Below are 18,224 nucleotides of genomic sequence, written 5' to 3' on the forward strand. Positions count from 1 at the left end.
TGACGGTGGAGCGGCGGAACCGCAGCACATAGGTGGTGGAGAAGGAGGATTGCGCCTCCACCACCGCGATGGCGCGGGGGGGTTTTGGGGGGGGGGTTTCCCCCCCCCCCCCCCCCCCCCCCCCCCCCCCCCCCCCCCCCACCTCCCCCCCCCCCCCCCCCCCCCCCCCCCCCCCCCCCCCCCCCCCCCCCGGGACATGCCGCCGAGCTCCAGCCCGAGGCCGACGTTTTCGGCCACCGTGCGCCAGGGCAGCAGGCCGAATTGCTGGAACACCATGGTCGCGCGCTCGCGCCGGATCCGGCGCAGGTCGGCGGGGGCGGCATGGGTGACGTTGACCATCGCGCCGCCATCGTTGACCTCCACGTGCCCGCGCGCCACGGGATTCAGCCCGTTGACCGCCCGCAGCAGCGTGGATTTGCCGGAGCCGGAGAGGCCCATGAGCACGAGGATCTCGCCTTCCTCGACCTCGAGGCTGCAGTCATGGACGCCGAGCACCTGGCCCGTGCGCTCCATCACCGTGGCGCGGTCCAGCCCCTGGTCCATCAGCGGCAGGGCCGCGGCCGGGTCGTCGCCGAAGACGATGGAGACGTTGTCGATGCGCACCGCGGCGGTCATTTGCTCTCTCCCGCGTTCAGCATCCGGTCGAGGATGATGGCCACGACGACGATGACGAAGCCGCTCTCGAACCCCAGCGACGTGTTCACCTGGTTGAGGGCGCGGACCACCGGCACCCCGAGGCCGTCTGCGCCGACGAGGGCGGCGATGACCACCATCGACAGCGCCAGCATGATGGTCTGGTTCAGCCCGGCCATGATCTGCGGCAGCGCCCAGGGGAGTTCCGCCTTGATCAGCACGTCGCGCTTGGTGCCCCCGAAGGCGGTGACGGCCTCGACAAGGCTCGCCGGGGTCGAGGCGACGCCGAGCTGCGTCAGGCGGATCGGCGCGGGCAGCACGAAGATCACCGTGGCGATCAGGCCCGGCACCATGCCGATGCCGAAGAACACGATGGCCGGGATCAGGTAGACGAAGGTCGGCAGCGTCTGCATCAGGTCCAGCACCGGGCGCATGGCGGCGTAGAGCCGGGGCCGGTGCGCCGCGGCGATGCCGATGGGCACGCCGATGGCCATGCACATCACGCAGGCCGAGAGGACCAGGGTCAGGGATTCCGTCGTCTCCTCCCAGTACCCCTGGTTGAGGATGAAGAGGAAGCCGAAGAACACGAAGGCGGCGATCTTCCAGGACCGGCGCAGGCCGTACGCGGCGGCGGTGAACAGGGCGACGACGATCAGCGGATGCGGCGTCTGCAGCACCCACAGGATGGCGTCGACCAGCGTCTCCATCGCCATCGACAGCGCGTCGAGCAGCCCGCCCGCATTGACGCGGATCCAGTCGAAGATGTCCGCCGACCAGTCCCCGACGGGGATCTTGTTGTCCGTGAGCCAGTCCACCTGGGCCGCTCCTTAGCCTGCAATCTTGGGGGAGGGGAGAAAGCGTCGCGGGCCCCGGCGGCGTCGCCGGGGCCCGCGGATCGGCCGATCAGTTCAGCGCGGCTTTCACCGCGGCGAGGCCGTCCTTGCCGTCAAGCGTGGTCACGCCCGCAAGCCAGCCGTCCAGCACGCCCATGTTGGCCTTCAGCCAGGCGGTCGCCGCCGCTTCCGGGTCCTGCTTGTCGTTGAGGATCGCGCCCATGATCTCGTTCTCCATCGCCAGCGAGAATTCGAGGTTCGAGAGCAGCTTGCCGACATTCGGGCACTCGGCCGAGTAGCCGGCGCGGGTGTTGGTGTAGACGGTGGCGCCGCCGAGGTTCGGGCCGAACCAGTCGTCGCCGCCGGTCAGGTACGTGAGGTCGAAATTGGCGTTCATGGGATGCGGCTCCCACGCCAGGAAGATGATCGGCTTGTCGCGGCCCGACAGGCGGTCGACCTGCGCCAGCATCCCCTGCTCCGAGGACTCGCGGATATCGAAGCCCTTCAGCCCGAAGGCGTCGGCGGCGATCATGTCCATGATCAGGCGGTTGCCGTCATTGCCCGGCTCGATGCCGTAGATCGTCTCGTCCAGCGCGTCGGCCTGGGCGGCGATGTCGGCGAAGGACTTGATGCCCAGCGCGGCGCCCGCGGCGTTGGTGGCGAGGGTGTATTTGGCGCCCTCGAGATTGGCGCGCACGGTCTCCACCGTCCCCTTCTCGCGGTACGGGGCGATGTCGCCTTCCATGGTCGGCATCCAGTTGCCGAGGAACACGTCCACGTCGCCCTTCTCGAGCGAAATGTAGGTCACCGGCACCGAGAGGACGCGGGTTTCGGGGGAATAGCCCAGCGCTTCGAGCACCACCGAGGTGGCGGCGGTGGTGGCGGTGATGTCGGTCCAGCCGACATCCGAGAACGTGACCTCCGAGCAATCCGCGAAGGCGGCGCCGGCGGTGAGCGCGAGGACGGAAGCGGCGAGGATGGTCTTCTTCATGGGGGACTCTCCTGTTGGCGGGACGCGCCGTCGGCCCGGGCCGCGGCGAGTTATTGATTGACGAGTCAATTAATACCGTGGCAGAGCGGGATTGCAACACATGGGGCGGCAAGGCGCGTGGCACGGAAGACGGAAGCGGAACGGAAGCATGAGCTTGTCCAGGCGGCGATCCAAGAGGTCGGGGCCTCGGGCACGCTGAACGTGTCCGTGGGCCAGATTGCGAAAGCGGCGGGCGTGTCGCCGGGACTCGCCTTCCACTATTTCCATGACAAGGACGGGCTGCTGCTCGCCGCCATCCGCCACATCCTGTCGATTTACGCGTCGGAAGTGAACCGTGCCGTGAAGGCGGCGGTGGGGCCGCGCGCGCGGGTCGAGGCGATCATCCGCGCCAGCTTCGGCGAAGGCAGCTTCGAGCGGCACGCGATCGGCGCCTGGATCAATTTCTACGCGCTCGCGCTGCGCTCGGACCCGGCCAAGCGGCTGCTGCAGGTCTACCAGCGGCGGCTGCAGTCGAACCTGGTGCACGCGCTGCGCCCGCTCTGCGGCGCCCGCGCGCCCGACGTGGCGCGGCGCATCGGCGGGCTGATCGACGGGCTGTACCTGCGCTACGCGCTCGATCCCGACACCAATCACGGGGCCGAGGGCGCGTCCCACGTGCTGCGCGCGCTGGAGGCGGAACTCGCCCTCGCCGCCGCCGAGGGGCCCGCGCCGCTCGACCCTTCGCCCACCTCTCCTCTCGCCGGCCCCCAGGACTGACCCTTCGCATGACGACCGCCCTGCCGCCCGCCCAGCCGACCGCTTCGCATTTCATCGACGGCGCCCCGTACGAGGACGCCTCGGGCGCGCCCCTGCCGGTGATCTACCCGGCGACGGGGGCGCAGATCGCGCGCCTGCACCTTGCGACCCCCGCCGCCGTCGACGCGGCGCTGTCCGCCGCCGCCGCGGCGCAGCCCGCATGGGCGGCGCTGACGGGGACCGAGCGCGGCCGCATCCTGCGCCGCACCGCCGAGATCCTGCGCCGCGACAACCGCGCGCTGTCGGAGCTGGAGACGCTCGACACCGGCAAGCCCTTGTCGGAGACGCTGGTGGCCGACGCGGCCTCGGCCGCCGATGCGCTGGAATATTTCGGCGGCCTCGCCGGGACCCTGACAGGCGAGCAGATGGAGGTCGGCGGCGGCGATTTCGTCTACACGCGGCGCGAGGCGCTGGGCGTGGTGGTCGGCATCGGCGCCTGGAACTACCCGATCCAGATCGCGGCCTGGAAGGCGGCCCCGGCGCTGGCGTGCGGCAACGCCATGGTCTTCAAACCCTCGGAGCTGACGCCGCTGACGGCGCTGAAGCTGGCCGAGGCGTTCCGCGAGGCGGGCCTGCCGGACGGCGTGTTCAACGTGGTGCAGGGGGCCGGAGAGGTCGGCGCCGCGCTGGTGAGCGATCCGCGCGTCGCCAAGGTCTCGCTGACCGGCTCCGTGCCCACCGGGCGCCGCGTCTATGCCGCCGCCGCCGCGCACATGAAACACGCGACGATGGAGCTTGGCGGCAAGTCGCCCATCGTGATCTTCGACGACGCGGACCTTGAGAACGCGGTCTCGGCGGCGATCAACGGCAATTTCTATTCCACCGGGCAGATCTGCTCGAACGGCACGCGGCTGTTCGTCCAGTCCGGCATCCATGACGCCTTCGTCGCCCGGCTGGCCGAGCGCATGGACGGCGCCGTGATCGGCGACCCGATGGAGGAGGCGACCACCATCGGCCCCATGGTCTCGGACCGCCAGCGGCAGATCGTGCGCGGCTATGTCGAGAAGGGCGTGGCCGAGGGCGCCACGCTGGTGAAGGGCGGCGAGGCGCTGGACGGCCCCGGGTTCTTCCTCCGCCCCGCCCTCTTCACCGGCGTCACCGACGACATGACCATCGCGCGCGAGGAGATCTTCGGCCCCGTCGCCTCGGTGCTGAAATTCGAGACGGAGGCGGAGGCCCTGTCCCGCGCCAACGCCACCGAATTCGGGCTGGCGGCGGGCGTCTTCACCAACGATTTGCGCCGCGCGCACCGCATGGCGGCCGGGTTCCAGGCCGGGACCTGCTACATCAACGCCTACAACCTCACCCCCGTCGAGGCGCCCTTCGGCGGCGTGAAAGCCTCGGGGCTGGGGCGGGAGAACTCGAAGGCGGCCATCGAACATTACTCACAGGTCAAGTCCGTCTACGTGGGCATGGCCGACACGGAGGCGCCCTTCTGATGCAGGCGGAGTATGTCATCATCGGCGCCGGCTCGGGCGGCTGCGCCATGGCCGGGCGGCTGGCCGAGGCGGGGCGCAAGGTCATCGTCATCGAGCATGGCGGCACCGATGCCGGGCCGCTGATCCAGATGCCCGGCGCGCTGTCCTACCCGATGAACATGAAGCGCTATGACTGGGGCTTCCGGTCCGAACCCGAGGCCGAGCTGAACGGGCGCCGCATGGCGACCCCGCGCGGCAAGGTGCTCGGGGGGTCCTCCTCGATCAACGGCATGGTCTATGTGCGCGGCCACGCGAAGGATTTCGATACGTGGGAGGAGATGGGCGCCACCGGCTGGGGCTATGCCGACGTCGCCCCCTATTACAAGCGGATCGAGAGCTGGGACAGCGGCGGCCACGGGGGCGATGCGGACTGGCGCGGCAAGGGCGGCCCGCTGCACGTGAGCCGCGGCAAGCGCGACAACCCGCTGGTGAGGGCCTTCGTCGAGGCGGGGGCGCAGGCGGGCTATGACGTCACGCCCGACTATAACGGCGAGAAGCAGGAGGGTTTCGGCCCCTTCGAAGCCACCATCCACAAGGGCGAGCGCTGGTCGGCCTACAAGGCCTACCTCAAGCCCGCCCTCGCCACCGGCAACGTGGAGATCGTCCGCGGCCTCGCCCGGCGCATCGTGATGCGCGAGGGCCGCGCGGTGGGGGTGGAGGTCGAGCGCCGCGGCCGGATCGAGGTGATCATGGCGCTGGAGGAGGTGATCCTCGCCGCCTCCTCGATCAACTCGCCCAAGCTGCTGATGCTGTCCGGGATCGGCCCGGCGGCGCACCTGGCCGAGCACGGGATCGAGGTCGTCGCCGACCGCCCCGGCGTCGGCGCCAACCTGCAGGACCACCTCGAGCTTTACATCCAGCAGGCGGCGACGCAGCCGGTGTCGCTGTTCAAGTACTGGAACCTGTTCGGCAAGGGGCTGGTGGGGGCGCAGTGGCTGTTCACCCGCACCGGCCCCGGCGCGTCGAACCAGTTCGAAAGCTGCGCCTTCATCCGGTCCCGCGCGGGGATCGAGTACCCGGACCTGCAGATCCACTTCCTGCCCATCGCCGTGCGCTATGACGGGCAGGCGGCGGCCGAGGGGCACGGGTTCCAGGCCCATGTCGGGCCGATGCGCTCGAAATCCCGCGGGTCGGTCACCCTGCGCAGCGCCGACCCGGCGGACGCGCCGGTGATCCGCTTCAACTACATGACCCATCCCGACGACTGGACCGAGTTCCGCGCCGGCATCCGCCTGGTGCGCGAGGTCTTCGCGCAGGAGGCCTTCGCCCCCTATCGCGGGCACGAGATCCAGCCCGGCGACGCGGTGCAGTCGGACGCGGCGCTCGACGCCTTCATCCGCGCGCATGCCGAGAGCGCCTATCACCCCTGCGGCACCTGCCGGATGGGCCGCGCGGACGACCCGATGGCGGTGGTGGACCCGGAGGGCCGGGTGATCGGGGTCGAGGGGCTGCGCGTCGCCGACAGCTCGGTCTTCCCGCAGATCACCAATGGCAACCTGAACGCGCCCTCGATCCTGGTGGGGGACAAGATGGCCGATCACGTGCTGGGGCGCACGCCCCTGCCGCGGGACAACGCCGCGCCGTGGATCCACCCGAACTGGCGCGAGGCGCAGCGGTGAGGGGACGGGGCTAAGCCTGGCAGATGGCGAACAGCCCGGCGCGGGAGGTGACCCCCAGCTTCTCATAGGCCCGCTTGCGATAGGTGACGACGGTCGATGCCGCGACGCCGAGATCCCCCGCGATCGCCTCGGCCTTGCGCCCGGCGAGGATGCCGAGGCAGACGTCCCGCTCCCGCGCGCTCAGCACCGCCAGCGGGGCCGGGGGGCCGCCCGCCTGCGCCTGCTGGAAATGGAGGAGCGCGAGGCGGCCTGCGAGGAGCGCCTCGGCGTCCCCAGGCGCCGGGCCCTCGGCGCGGTAGAGGTTGACGAAGAGGCGCAGGCCCCCCGTGTCTCTGGCGCCCGCCGCCAGCAGCGTGGTCTTGCCCGAGAGGCCGGGCGCATCGAAGAAGATCCGCCGGTACTCCGCCTCCACCGCCGCCGCGGCGGCGTCGAAGCGGCGCAGCTGCACCGCGCCCTCGGGCGTGGCCATCAACTCCGGCAGCAGCGGGTCCTGCCGCCACCAGCCCGACAGATACGCCTCGGCCAGCCTGCCGCCCAGCGCGCCATGGCTGAAATGGCGCGACAGCAGGCACCCGGCCCGGTCCGCGCCGATGCTGAAGATCATCACCTGGTCGACGCCCAGCCCCTCGGCGTAGTCGCAGAAGGCGGGGGCGAACCCGTCCGTCCCAAGCGCGGCGAGGCAGGCGTCGATATGGGCGGCGAGGCGGGTCATGCCGCCTGATACCATGTCCCCCCGCAAATGGGACAGACGCGCGGAGGCGGCGCCTCTATCCCTGCGCGGCAAGGGAGGACCGAGACATGAGACCAGCGGGCCGCGGCGCGACCGAGTCGCTCTATTTCACCTATCCGAGCTTTGCGGCGCCGAACGACCGCGCGCGCCTGGGCGAGCCCACGCCGGTGGTCATCGTCGGCGCCGGTCCCGTCGGGATGACCGCCGCCCTGTCGCTGGCGCGCGAGGGAACGCGGTGCGTTCTGATCGACGCCAAGGACACGTTCAACGACGGCAGCCGCGCCATCTGCGTCGCGCGCCAGAGCTTCCGCATCTTTGAGCGCATCGGCGCCGTCGCCCCGTTCCTGGAGAAATCCCTGCCCTGGACCACGGGGCGGACCTTCTATCGCGGGCGCCAGATCCTCGAATTCGACATGCCCGACAGCGCGGATGAGAAATTCCGCCCGATGTACAATATCGAGCAGCAATACATCGAAGCCTATCTCTGGGACGCCATCGCGCGGGAGCCGCTGATCGACGCCCGCTGGCAGAGCGCGGCGGTGGCGATCGAGGACGCGGAGGACGGCGTGCGCCTCACCATCCGCGACCCGCACGGGGAGTATACGCTGCCCGCCGCCTGGTGCCTCGCCGCCGACGGCGCCCGCTCCCCCATCCGCAAGCTGCGCGGGCTGCGCCTGAAGGGCGAGAATTACGAGGGCCGCTACGTCATCGCCGACGTGCAGATGAAGCACGACTACCCCACCATCCGCCGCGCCCTGTTCGACCCCGACTGCCGCCGCGGGGGGACCATCCTGGTCCACAAGCAGCCCGACGACATCTGGCGCATCGACTACCAGCTGCGGGACGGCGAGGACGAGGCGGAAGCGCTGCGCGAAGAGAACGTGCGCGCCTCGGTCGCCGCGGTGCTGGAGGAGATCGGGCACGAGGGCGCTTGGGAGCTGGAGTGGTGGAGCGTCTATTCCGCCAACACGCTCGCGCTCGACGACTACCGCGACGGGCGCGTGGTGTTCATCGGCGACAGCGCCCATATCGTGCCGATCTTCGGGGTGCGCGGGCTGAACAACGGCCTCGCGGATGCCGAGAACATCGCCTGGAAGCTGGCCCGGGTGCTGCGCGGGGAGGCGCCCGAGGCGCTGGTGGACAGCTATACGCCCGAACGGCGGGGCGCGACGCTGGACGTCTTCGCCAACGCGACGAAATCGGCGCGGTTCATGACGCCGCCGACCCCCGGCTGGACGCTGATGCGCGACGCGGCGCTGAGCCTGGCGCTGCGCCATCCCTTCGCCGGGGCGCTGGCCAATCCGCGGCAGATGACGCCCTACACCTATGCCGAAAGCCCGCTGACCACCGGCGCGGGCGGAGAGGTGCTGGCGGATGTGCGCGTCGGGGACGGGTTCCTGTCGGACCGGCTCGGCCCCGGCTTCACGCTGGTGCATCGGGGGGCCCAGCAGCAAATGGCGTCGCCCGCGGGGCTGGCGCAGGTGGCGCTGGACCCGGACCCGGCCGAGCGGCTCGGCCTGCCGCCCGGTGGCGCGGTGCTGGTGCGCCCGGACGGGCACGTGGCGGCGCGCTGGGACGCGCCCACGCTAGAGGACATCCGCGCGGCCCTTTCCCGCGCCCTTGGCGGAGAGATCGCATGACCCCTGACGCGCTTGAGACGGTCTACGAGACCCTTGCCGAGACCCTCGATGCGGTCCCGCCGGAGAAGCGGGAGCTGCTGCTGGCCAAGCTCGCGCTTCTGCTCGCGCGGGAGGTGGGGGAGGCGAAGCGCGTGCAGGCGCTGATCGCCGGGGCGGCGGCGGACCTCTCGGTCTAGGCCTCCGCCCGGGTCAGGGCGCAGTCGAAGGCGCAGTCCCGCCCCGCCATCGCCCAGGCGAGCGCGAGGTTGCTGCCGAAGACCGGCACGCCGAGCTCGGCCTCCAGCGGGCCGACAAGATCCAGCGTGCGCAGGTTGGTGCAGGAGAGGAACACGGCCTCGGCGCCTTGCGCGACAGATCGCGCCGCGGCGGCCACGCTGGCGGCGTCGATGCGGGCGACGTTGGCCTCCACCTCCTCGCCGAAGCTGGCGACCTGCGGGGTTTCGATCCCCGCCCCGGCGAAGGCGCGCAGCAGCGGCGCGGCGACGGCGGGGATATAGGGCGACACCACGCCCACCCGCGCGGCGCCGAGCGCGCCGCAGGCCGCCACCGCCGCGGTCAGCGGGTTGCACACCCGCGCCGTGCGGCAGGCGCCGCGAACCAGCGCCTCGACCGTCCCGGCCCCCAGCTGCGCCGTGCCGGAGGTGCAGGCATAGCCCACCGCGTCATAGTCCGGCGCCTGGGGCAGCAGGGCGGCGGCGCGGGGCAGGTCCGCCTCCATCCCCGCGATGGTCTCTGGCATCAGTTCCGCCCCCGAGGGCACGCGGGAGACGTAGAGCGCGGCCCCCGCGGGCATCAGGCGGCGGAAATCGGGCTCGATCGTCTCGTCCACCTGCAGGACCACGAGGCCGAAGGCCCGCGGGACCGGGGCGGCGTCGAGGGAATAGGGAAAGCGGGTCATCGGATCACCGGGAGGTCCGCGGGCGCGCGGGGCGACAGCAATTCGGGGCCGGAGGCGCGCAGCACGATGTTCTCTTCATGCACCAGGATCTTGCCGGGCGAGACCTCGGCCCCCGGCTCCAGCGTCAGCACCATCCCCTCGCGCAGCTCGGTCATGTCCAGCGGCGTGAAGGAGGGCCACTCGGTCAGCGTCACCCCCAGCCCGTGCCCGAGCCGCCCGCCCAGCGGCGCCGCGCCGCGCTGCGACAGCCCGCGCGACAGGATCCGGTGCGCATCGGCGGCGATCATCCCGGGGCGCAGCTGCGCCAGCGCGTCGTCCGTGGCGGCGAACAGCGCGTCATGGGCGCGGCGCACGGGATCCGCGGGCGGGCCGATGGCGAAGTTCCGGTCGTAATCGCAGAAATACCCGTCCCGCACCGCGCCGGTGTCGAGCATCAGGATGTCCCCCGCCTCCAGCGGCGTGTCCATGGCGGGGGAGATCACGTCGCCATAGCCGCCCTGCCCGGCGCCCCCGGCGGTGTAGCTGACCCAGTCGGCGCCCTCCTCCAGCAGCGCGGCCTGGAAGCCGCGGAAGACCGAGGACAGGCGCGGGTCGCGCGCGACGATCCCGGGCACGCGGTCGAAGGCGCGGCCGGCGAGGGCGCAGGCGGCGCGGATCTTCTCCACCTCGGCCTCGGATTTGACCTCTCGCACCCGTTGAACCACGGCGGTGGCGTCCACGAAGGCGCGCGGGGCCAGCCGCTCGGCCACCGCCGCGTAATCGCCCAGCGGCATCCGCAGATGGGTCTCGAGGCCCATCGGCGTGCCGATCCGGCCGCCCGCGGGAACCATGTCGCCGAGCGTTTCGGCCAGCAGGCCGACGCCGTCGTCGCGCGGATCGGGGGCGGGCCAGCAGCGGATGTCCTGCACCCAGCAGCGGGACATCAGGTCCCGGCCGATCTCGGGGATCACGGCCACCGGGTCTCCCGCGGCGGGGACGGCGATGAACCACGGCCGCGCCGGGCTTTCCCAGAACCGCGTCAGGAAGCCGGTCGCGTAGAACACGTCCGCCGGCGCGGTCAGCAGCAGCGCGTCCATCCCCGCCGCCGCCATCCCCGCCTGCAACGCTTCGCAGCGGCGGCGGTACTCCGCGGCGGGGAAGACGAGGCTGCGCTCAGCCACCTTCCGGGCCTTCCGACAGGATCGCCAGCACGCGGGCGTCCGCCCCCACCCCCGGCAGCCCGGCGAAGAGCGCGGCCAGCCCCGCGACGCCCGAGGGCGTGACCTCGAGCCCCAGCTTCGCGAACAGGTCCACGCCCGCCTGCGCCTCCGCCTCGGAGATGGTCGCGAAGGCGTCGGCATCCATCGACAGCCCGCGCAGCGCGACCAGCGAGGGGGTCTTGCAGTCGAGCCGCCCCATGGCCGAGACAGGACCTTCCGTATCGACGAGCTTCCCCTGGCGGATGCTCTCCTGCAACGCGGGGGCGGCCTCGGGTTCGACGACGATGATCTGCGGGGCGTCCCCCCAGGCGGCGCGGGCATGGGCGGCGATGGCGGCCGCCAGCCCCCCGACCCCGGCCTGCAAGAGGATATGCGTGGGGGTGGACGGGACCTGCGCGACGGCCTCCTTCGCCAGTTGCAGGTAACCCTCCATCACCCCGATGGGCGCGTCGAGATACCCGTCCCAGGAGCTGTCGGAGAGCAGCGTCCAGCCGTTCTCCTCGGCCGCCTTGGCCGCGGCCTCCATCGAGGCTTCATAGGTTGCGCCCGCGCGGACCACCTCGGCCCCCTTGGCGCGCAGGCGGTCGGCGAAGGCCTCGGGCACGGCGCCCGAGAGATAGATGACGGCCTTGGCGCCGAACACGGCGGCCCCGGCGGCGACCGAGAGGCCATGGTTCCCGGCGCTGGCGGCGACATAGGTCTTGTCCAGCTTCGCCTTGCCCGCGTCCGCGGGTCCCCCGGCGGCCTCGGCGGCGTCGCGGGCGATCACGTGGGCCGCCCCCAGCGCCTTGAAGCTGCCGAGGCCCATGCGGTCGCTCTCATCCTTGATCCAGAGCTCGGCCACCCCCGCCGCCCTGGCCAGCGGCGGCACGTTGCGCAGCCTGGTCGGCTTGTGCCGCGGGCAGTGCGAGAGCAGCCCCGCGACCGCCGCGGGGTCCGCGACCGGCCGCGGGGCCGAGAGCGGCAGGCCGGGGCCGCGATACGGGTTGGGAAGAACTTTGGGCAAGGGGCGCTCCGGGTTGGGGTGTCGGCCCCGAGCCTAGGCCCGGGGCGCCCCGCGCGCCAAGCGTCATTCCAGCGCTTCGGGCCCGGCGTCGGACATGTCTTTCAGCGCGACGCCCGTCGCCCCGATCTGCCGCGCGCGGCGGACCAGCCAGGCGATGCGGGCGGCGGCGGCCTCGATGGAGAGGCCCCCGTTGTCGTGGATGTTGGAGACGCAGTTGCGCGCGCTGTCCGCCGCCCCCGGGGCGGGGTTCAGCGTCAGGTAGGCCCCGAGGCTGTCGGCCACCGACAGGCCCGGACGCTCGCCGATCAGCACGAGGACCAGCCCGGCGCCGAGCGCCTGGCCGACATCGTCGCCAAGCCCCACGCGGGCCTGTTCGGCCAGCACGGTGGGGGCGAAGGAGAGGCCCGGGAGGGCGGCGCGCACCGCCTCGACCAGCGGCGCGCCGCGCTGGGCGGCGTTGGCCGACAGCCCGTCGCCGAGCATGACGGCGATGTCGAACGCGCCCGCCTCGGCCTCGAGCCGCGCGCGGCTGTCGGGCGCCAGGCGGCGGCCGAGGTCGGGGCGGCGCAGGTAGACATCCCGCGTCTCGGCCTGGCTCTGGACCCGGATGGCGCCGGGGAGGGCGGCGGCGAGCGCCTCCCAGTCCACCGGCAAGTGAATGGCGTCGCGCGCCAGCGCGTGATCGCGCGCAAATCCGAGCACGGAGGAAAGCGGCGCGGCCCCTCCCGCAGGGTCCAGCCGCAGCCGCGCCGGGGTCAGCGCGCGCAGACGCGCGAGGTCCGCGTGGGGCGAGAGGCGGGCGGGGGGCTTGCCCCCGAGATCATCCGCGCCGCTCATTGCGCCGCGATCCCCATGCGGGCCACGAGGTCCGGCAGAGCGGCCTCGGCGTCGCCGCGGCCCGCGAGGCCCATCCGCTCGAGCCACGCCTCGAATTCCGGCGCCGGGCGGGTGTTGAAGCGGTCCTGCATCCAGGCGGCGTCCTCGAAGGACAAGGACTGGTAGGACAGCATCACGTCGTCCGATCCCGGCACGCAGATGACGAAATTCACCCCCGCGGCCCCGAGCAGGCACATCAGCGTGTCCATGTCGTCCTGGTCGGCCTCGACATGGTTGGTGTAGCAGACGTCCACCCCCATCGGCAGGCCGAGGAGCTTGCCGCAGAAATGATCCTCGAGCCCCGCGCGGATGATCTGCTTGCCGTCATAGAGGTATTCGGGGCCGATGAAGCCGACGACGGTGTTCACCAGCAGCGGGTCGAAGGCGCGGGCGACGGCATAGGCGCGGGCCTCGAGCGTCTGCTGGTCGACGCCGTGATGGGCGCCGGCCGACAGCGGCGCGCCCTGCCCCGTCTCGAAATACATCACGTTATTGCCCACCGTGCCCCGGCGCAGGGACCGCGCCGCGGCCTGCGCCTCGTCCAGCACGGCCAGCGAGACGCCGAACCCGTCATTGGCCGCCTCGGTCCCGGCGATGGACTGGAAGACGAGGTCCACGGGGCCGCCCGCCTCGATGATCTCGATGGACGAGGTCACGTGGGTGAGGACGCAGGACTGGGTGGGGATGTCGAATTCGCTGCGCATCGCGTCGAGCGCCTTGAGAAGCTCCGTGCAGCCGCGGATGCTGTCCGAGGCGGGGTTGATGCCGATCACCGCGTCGCCCGCGCCCATCAGAAGCCCGTCGAGCACCGCCGCCGCGATGCCGCGCGGATCGTCGGACGGGTGGTTGGGCTGAAGCCGCGTCGACAGCCGCCCCGGCAGGCCGATGGTGGACCGGAACCCCGTGACCACCCGCACCTTCGCCGCCACCGCGATCAGGTCCTGGTTGCGCATCAGCTTCGAGACGCCCGCCACCATCTCGGGCGTCAGCCCCGGCGCGGCGGCGGCGAGCGCGGCGGGGTCCGCGGCGGGCGACAGCAGCCAGTCGCGCAGATCCCCCAGCGTCATCGACCGGAAGGGCGCGAAGGCGGCTTCGTCATGGCGGTCGAGGATCAGCCGCGTGACCTCGTCCACCTCGTAAGGGACCACGGCCTCGGACAGGAAGGCGGTCAGCGGCAGGTCGGCGAGCACGTATTTCGCCGCCACCCGCTGCGCCTCGGACCCCGCCGCGATCCCGGCGAGCTGGTCGCCCGAGCGGGCCGGGGACGCGGCGGCGAGCACGGCGGCGAGGGTGGCGAAGCGGTGGGTCTCGCCGCCCGCGGCATGGGCGTAGCGCATTGGGGGCCTCCTGCTTTTCCCCGCCAGTGTTGCGCCGCAGCAGGGGCGATGGCAAGCGCGCGGCGGACGGGCCCTGCCCGCCCCTCCCGCGGCATGAAACCGCCGTTCTGCATGTCGAAATAAAGCCTTGTTCGATTGAGCGATCCCCCCGGCGACCCTATAGTCCGCGCGCGAATTTGAATCAGAGCGCACGCCGCGCCCGGGGGGACGGACCGACATGACGACGATGACCGAAGAGCGTGAGATCATCACCGAGGAAGAGCGCGGGATCATCACCGAGATCCTCGAGCATGCCGAGAAGGGCACGACCCACATGCTCCCCGAGGTGATGTCCAACCCGGTGAGCAAGTACACCGACCCGGCGCAGCTCGACGCGGAAGTGCAGACCCTGTTCCGCAATTTCCCCATCGTCGTCGCCCACTGCTCGGAACTGCCCGAGCCGGGCGATTTCGTCACCGTCGACCATCTCGGCCCGCCGATCCTGGTGACCCGCAACCATGACGGCCAGGTGCGCGCCTTCTACAACGTCTGCCGCCACCGCGGCGCGCGGGTGGAAAGCAAGCCCTGCGGCAAGGCGCGGACCTTCTCCTGCCCCTATCACTCCTGGACCTACGACCTGAACGGCAAGCTGCGCGGCATTCCCCAGCAGGAAGGCTTCGCGGGCGTGGACAAGTCGAAGCACGGGCTGGTGGAGCTTCCGGCCGAGGAGCGGTTCGGCATGATCTGGGTCGTCCCCTCGCCGCAGGAGCAGGCGGTCGATTTCGACGCCTGGTTCGCGCCGATGCAGACCCAGCTCGACAGCCTCGGGCTCGACACCCACGTGATCTACAAGAAGTGGACGCTGGACCGGAACATGAGCTGGCGCCTGGCGCTGGAGGGGTTCCAGGAATCCTACCATTTCTGCCACGCGCACCGGGACACCGCCTGCGCGGGCTATCTCGACAACCAGTCGGTGCATCTCGATTTCGGGCCGCATGTGCGCCACGCGGTGCCGCTGCCCAAGGTGCAAGAGCTGCGGGACGCCGACCCGGCGGACTGGACCTACCGCCCCTATTTCATGACCCAGAACTACCTGTTCCCGGCCAACTTCTTCCAGGTGATGACGGATCACGTCTACATCCACACCATCATCCCGACCGGCCCGGGGACCTGCATCTTCAACTGCATGCTGATGATCCCCGAGGCCCCGGCCACCGAGAAGGCCGAGCGCTACTGGGCCAAGAACTACAGCCTGATCCGCACGGTGTTCGAGGAGGACTTCGTGATCGGCGAGGACATCCAGAAGAACTTCGCCACCGGCGCGAACGAGAATTTCCTGTTCGGCACGTTCGAATGCGGGCTGCAGTTCGGCCAGCAGGCGATCGACGCCGCGCTGCGCGGCGAGCTGAAGGTCCCGGTGAAGGCGGCCTGAGACCCGCACCGCCGCCCCGGCGGCGCGCAGGCGCGCAAAACAAGGCCCCCCGCGGCGATGCGGGGGGCCTTTTTCGTGGCGGACGGGGCGCCGCCCGGCCCCGCCCCGCCCGCCGGCGCCGAAAGGCTGGCCCGGCGCGCGCGTTCGGCATACTTTTGCGTATGCCGACGGTGACAGCAGCATTCGCGCGCGCGATGGCCGAGGCGGCCGGGATGACGCTGAAGGACGACGGGACGCTGGTCTCGGGCGGCGAGGTCCTGCGCCGCCTGCCCGGCCCGGTGGACAGCGGCCTGCGCGACACCGATTACTTCGAGCTGCTCGACTGGATCCGCATCCGACATGGCGACGAGGTCGCGCTGCTCGACGCCTATGCCGGGGTGATCCGCACCGACCATATCGGCGTGCTCGGCCTCGCCGTGAAGACCGCGCCGACCCTGGGCGCCTCGCTCGAACGCGTCGCGCGCTACTGGCGCGTGGTCACCGACACCGCGGTCTACCGCCTCGACGCCTCCGGCGATCCCGCCATCCTCGAGATCCAGCCCCTCACCGCCCCGCACCCGGCGCTGGAGTTCCGCAACGAGGGCGCGATGGCCGCGATGGCGCGCAACATGCACCAGTTCGTGGACGGCGCGCTGGCGCTCGACCACGTCTCGTTCCGCCATGCCTGCCGCGGCGACCCGGACCGCTATGCGGCGCATTTCGGCTGCCCGGTCCATTTCGGGGCCGCGCGGGACGCCATCGCCCTGCCCGCCGCGATGCTGGGGCTGCCGAACCGGCTGGGGGACGCGGCGGTGTCCGATTTCCTCACCGCCCATCTCGAGACCGAGATCGGCTCGCTGCGCGACGACCCCTCGCTGCGGGCCGCGCTGCTGCGCCGCCTGACCCCCGCGCTCAGCAACGGCGCGCCGCAGGCGGCCGAGATCGCCCGCGACATGGGGATGAGCGAGCGCACCCTCTACCGCCGCCTGGCGCAGGAGGGGCTGACCTTCCGCGACGTGCTGACCGAGGCGCAATCGGCGCTGGCGCAGGAGCTTCTGCGCGACAGCGCCAGCTCGATCGCCGAGATCGCCTTCCTCGCCGGGTTCTCGGAGCAGAGCGCCTTCAGCCGCGCCTTCAAGCGCTGGGTCGGCGCCACGCCCGCGCAGTACCGCCAGCAGTCCCAGGGCGCCTGACGCCTCCCTCTCCGGCGTGCGCGCGCCGCCCGGATGGCGGAGTCTGCCAAGACCTTGGCAGGCGCCGCCAATACCCGCGGCGGCCTTTCCGCCATCTTCGCTTCATCGAAACGGGTCGCCCGGCCCGGTCCGGCACGCCGCCGACCGGCCCCGCGCGTCCCCGCCCGACAGCGATTGACCCCGGAAAGGGAGACCGAGACATGACCGACCGTCACACCCCCCGCCACAGCCTTTGCGGCTGCCATGCCCACGACGCGCCCGCGGACATGGGCCGCCGCCGCCTGATGGCCGGCGCGGCGGGCGCCGCCGCCGCCGGGACCGCCGCGCTCGCCGCCGCCCAGGCCGGCGCCGCGACGCCCGAGGCCCGCGCCCTCTACGCCGACCCGTCCGAGCCGGCCCTGCCCGGCGTCGACATGAAGATCGAGCCCGGCCGCACCGCCCTCGTCGTCGTCGACCCGCAGGTCGATTTCCTCGACGAAAGCGGCGTCGCCTGGGGCGTGGTCGGGGAAAGCGTGACCGAGCAGGGCGTGACCGACAATCTCGAGCGCCTGTTCATCGCCGCCAAGGCCGCGGCCATGCCGGTGGTGATCTCGCCCCATTACTACTACCCGCAGGACCACCGCTGGCAATTCGAGGGCGCGCTGGAGCGGGTGATGCACGGCATCGGGATGTTCGACCGCGCCGGGCCGCTGTCGCTCGAGGGCTTCGAAGGCTCGGGCGCCGACTGGATGCCGCAGTACAGGAAGTACATCGAGGACGGCGAAACCATCGTCTGCTCGCCCCACAAGGTCTACGGGCCCGAGCAGAACGACCTGGTGCTGCAGCTGCGCAAGATCGGGATCGACAAGGTGATCCTGGCGGGCATGTCCGCGAACCTGTGCGTGGAAAGCCACCTGCGCGCGCTGCTGGAGACGGGGTTCGAGGTCGCCGTGGTGCGCGACGCGACGGCGGGCGCGAAGGTGCCCGAGGGCGACGGTTACATGGCGGCGCTGGTGAACTTCCGGATGATCGCCAACGCGCTGTGGTGGACCGACGACGCGGTCGAGCGCATCGGCGGCGCCGCCTGAGCCCGGGCCGCGGCCCGGCGCTTCCCCCACGCGAATGAACCACGCGAATGAAGGAGACGTCCGATGACCATCCTGCCGGGCCGCGCCGCGTTCAAGACGGCGCTCGGCCTTTCCCGCCTGCCCCCTGCCGCGGCGCTCGCCCTGGCCCCCGCCGCGATCGCGGCGGGGGATCCCGGGGGCCCCGCGCCCGACGCCGCGCCCCTTCCGGGCGATCCGCCCGAGGGGGGCGCCGCGCCGGCCTGCGTCCTGGAGGGGCCGCCGCCGCCGTCGGCGGGCGGCGTGCCCGACGCCCTGATCTTCGCGTCGGCCCGGGCGGCGCTGGCGTCCGCGGGCGCGTCGGGACTTGCGCCGCAGCTGTTCTACGCGGAAGAGGGCGGTGCGGTGTTCCTGTTCGTGGATGCGGGTGTTTTCGAGCGGTATCTCGGGGCTGTGGCGAGGGTTTCGCCCGGGGCCTGCGGCGTGGGGCGTGACTTGCGGCTCGTGGAACGCAAAAACGCCGCCAAGCTGGTGCTTGGCGGCGTTTTTATTTGGTTGCGGGG

The 18,224-nt window shown here is 71.8% G+C and carries 18 protein-coding genes; 9 read left to right on the top strand and 9 right to left on the bottom strand.

Features of this window, described 5'->3' with window-relative positions:
* The 3 genes from ACQ5SO_RS20165 to ACQ5SO_RS20175 form a co-directional block, all read right to left on the bottom strand.
* Nucleotides 1–615, bottom strand: a 615-nt coding sequence (locus tag ACQ5SO_RS20165; protein ID WP_430943451.1) for an ATP-binding cassette domain-containing protein, incomplete at its 3' end; no start/stop codon positions are given.
* The gene (gene choW, locus ACQ5SO_RS20170) at nt 612–1,448 is read right to left on the bottom strand and encodes a choline ABC transporter permease subunit (protein ID WP_430943452.1); all 837 of its coding nucleotides are present in this window, start codon (nt 1,446–1,448) and stop codon (nt 612–614) included. The genes choW and ACQ5SO_RS20165, both read right to left, overlap by 4 nt.
* Nucleotides 1,449–1,536: 88 nt before the next feature.
* Nucleotides 1,537–2,457, bottom strand: coding sequence for a choline ABC transporter substrate-binding protein (locus tag ACQ5SO_RS20175; protein WP_430943453.1), 921 nt, complete (start codon nt 2,455–2,457; stop codon nt 1,537–1,539).
* Nucleotides 2,458–2,574: 117 nt separating this feature from the next.
* Between ACQ5SO_RS20175 and betI the strand changes: the two genes are divergently transcribed.
* The 3 genes from betI to betA are packed head-to-tail and all read left to right on the top strand — an operon-like array spanning nt 2,575 to nt 6,349.
* The gene (betI, locus tag ACQ5SO_RS20180) at nt 2,575–3,213 is read left to right on the top strand and encodes a transcriptional regulator BetI (RefSeq protein ID WP_430943454.1); all 639 of its coding nucleotides are present in this window, start codon (nt 2,575–2,577) and stop codon (nt 3,211–3,213) included.
* A gap of 8 nt (nt 3,214–3,221) precedes the next feature.
* Nucleotides 3,222–4,691 (top strand): betaine-aldehyde dehydrogenase, encoded by a 1,470-nt coding sequence (gene betB / locus ACQ5SO_RS20185; RefSeq protein WP_430943455.1) that lies wholly within the window; start codon nt 3,222–3,224, stop codon nt 4,689–4,691.
* A complete protein-coding gene (gene betA / locus ACQ5SO_RS20190) occupies nt 4,691–6,349 on the top strand; it encodes a choline dehydrogenase (RefSeq protein WP_430943456.1) in 1,659 nt (552 codons plus the stop codon). Before betB ends, betA begins: the two co-directional genes overlap by 1 nt.
* 10 nt (nt 6,350–6,359) lie before the next feature.
* Here betA and ACQ5SO_RS20195 read toward each other — a convergent pair whose 3' ends face one another.
* Nucleotides 6,360–7,061, bottom strand: coding sequence for a helix-turn-helix transcriptional regulator (locus ACQ5SO_RS20195; protein ID WP_430943457.1), 702 nt, complete (start codon nt 7,059–7,061; stop codon nt 6,360–6,362).
* An 86-nt stretch (nt 7,062–7,147) separates the two neighbouring features.
* Between ACQ5SO_RS20195 and ACQ5SO_RS20200 the strand changes: the two genes are divergently transcribed.
* Both ACQ5SO_RS20200 and ACQ5SO_RS20205 read left to right on the top strand, forming a co-directional pair.
* Nucleotides 7,148–8,719, top strand: coding sequence for an FAD-dependent monooxygenase (locus ACQ5SO_RS20200; RefSeq protein ID WP_430943458.1), 1,572 nt, complete (start codon nt 7,148–7,150; stop codon nt 8,717–8,719).
* Complete coding sequence (locus ACQ5SO_RS20205) at nt 8,716–8,895, top strand: hypothetical protein (RefSeq protein ID WP_430943459.1); 180 nt, start codon at nt 8,716–8,718, stop codon at nt 8,893–8,895. Before ACQ5SO_RS20200 ends, ACQ5SO_RS20205 begins: the two co-directional genes overlap by 4 nt.
* On the opposite strand, the gene ACQ5SO_RS20210 is transcribed toward ACQ5SO_RS20205, so the two are convergent.
* The 5 genes from ACQ5SO_RS20210 to ACQ5SO_RS20230 form a co-directional block, all read right to left on the bottom strand.
* Nucleotides 8,892–9,617 carry a maleate cis-trans isomerase family protein gene (locus ACQ5SO_RS20210; protein WP_430943460.1) on the bottom strand — a complete coding sequence of 242 codons (726 nt, stop codon included), beginning with the start codon at nt 9,615–9,617 and terminating at the stop codon, nt 8,892–8,894. The genes ACQ5SO_RS20205 and ACQ5SO_RS20210 overlap by 4 nt on opposite strands.
* Nucleotides 9,614–10,777 carry a M24 family metallopeptidase gene (locus ACQ5SO_RS20215; RefSeq protein ID WP_430943461.1) on the bottom strand — a complete coding sequence of 388 codons (1,164 nt, stop codon included), beginning with the start codon at nt 10,775–10,777 and terminating at the stop codon, nt 9,614–9,616. The genes ACQ5SO_RS20210 and ACQ5SO_RS20215 overlap by 4 nt, the downstream gene beginning before the upstream one ends.
* On the bottom strand, nt 10,770–11,822 hold the full coding sequence (locus tag ACQ5SO_RS20220; RefSeq protein WP_430943462.1) for a pyridoxal-phosphate dependent enzyme: 1,053 nt from the start codon (nt 11,820–11,822) through the stop codon (nt 10,770–10,772). Before ACQ5SO_RS20220 ends, ACQ5SO_RS20215 begins: the two co-directional genes overlap by 8 nt.
* A gap of 63 nt (nt 11,823–11,885) precedes the next feature.
* Complete coding sequence (eutC, locus tag ACQ5SO_RS20225) at nt 11,886–12,659, bottom strand: ethanolamine ammonia-lyase subunit EutC (protein WP_430943463.1); 774 nt, start codon at nt 12,657–12,659, stop codon at nt 11,886–11,888.
* Nucleotides 12,656–14,035: an ethanolamine ammonia-lyase subunit EutB gene (locus ACQ5SO_RS20230; RefSeq protein ID WP_430943464.1), complete on the bottom strand. Its 1,380-nt coding sequence runs from the start codon at nt 14,033–14,035 to the stop codon at nt 12,656–12,658. Before ACQ5SO_RS20230 ends, eutC begins: the two co-directional genes overlap by 4 nt.
* Nucleotides 14,036–14,252: 217 nt before the next feature.
* On the opposite strand from ACQ5SO_RS20230, the gene ACQ5SO_RS20235 reads away from it, so the two are divergent.
* From ACQ5SO_RS20235 to ACQ5SO_RS20250, 4 genes are all read left to right on the top strand, one after another.
* On the top strand, nt 14,253–15,446 hold the full coding sequence (locus ACQ5SO_RS20235; RefSeq protein WP_430943465.1) for an aromatic ring-hydroxylating oxygenase subunit alpha: 1,194 nt from the start codon (nt 14,253–14,255) through the stop codon (nt 15,444–15,446).
* A 161-nt stretch (nt 15,447–15,607) separates the two neighbouring features.
* A complete protein-coding gene (locus ACQ5SO_RS20240; protein WP_430943466.1) occupies nt 15,608–16,618 on the top strand; it encodes an AraC family transcriptional regulator ligand-binding domain-containing protein in 1,011 nt (336 codons plus the stop codon).
* 200 nt (nt 16,619–16,818) lie between these two features.
* A complete protein-coding gene (locus tag ACQ5SO_RS20245) occupies nt 16,819–17,685 on the top strand; it encodes a cysteine hydrolase (protein ID WP_430943467.1) in 867 nt (288 codons plus the stop codon).
* Between the two features lie 63 nt (nt 17,686–17,748).
* Nucleotides 17,749–18,224: hypothetical protein (locus ACQ5SO_RS20250; protein WP_430943468.1), on the top strand; the 476-nt coding region annotated here is incomplete at its 3' end.

The sequence above is a fragment of the Rhodovulum sp. DZ06 genome (genome assembly GCF_050586345.1).
Taxonomy (GTDB): Bacteria; Pseudomonadota; Alphaproteobacteria; order Rhodobacterales; family Rhodobacteraceae; genus JBOCEF01.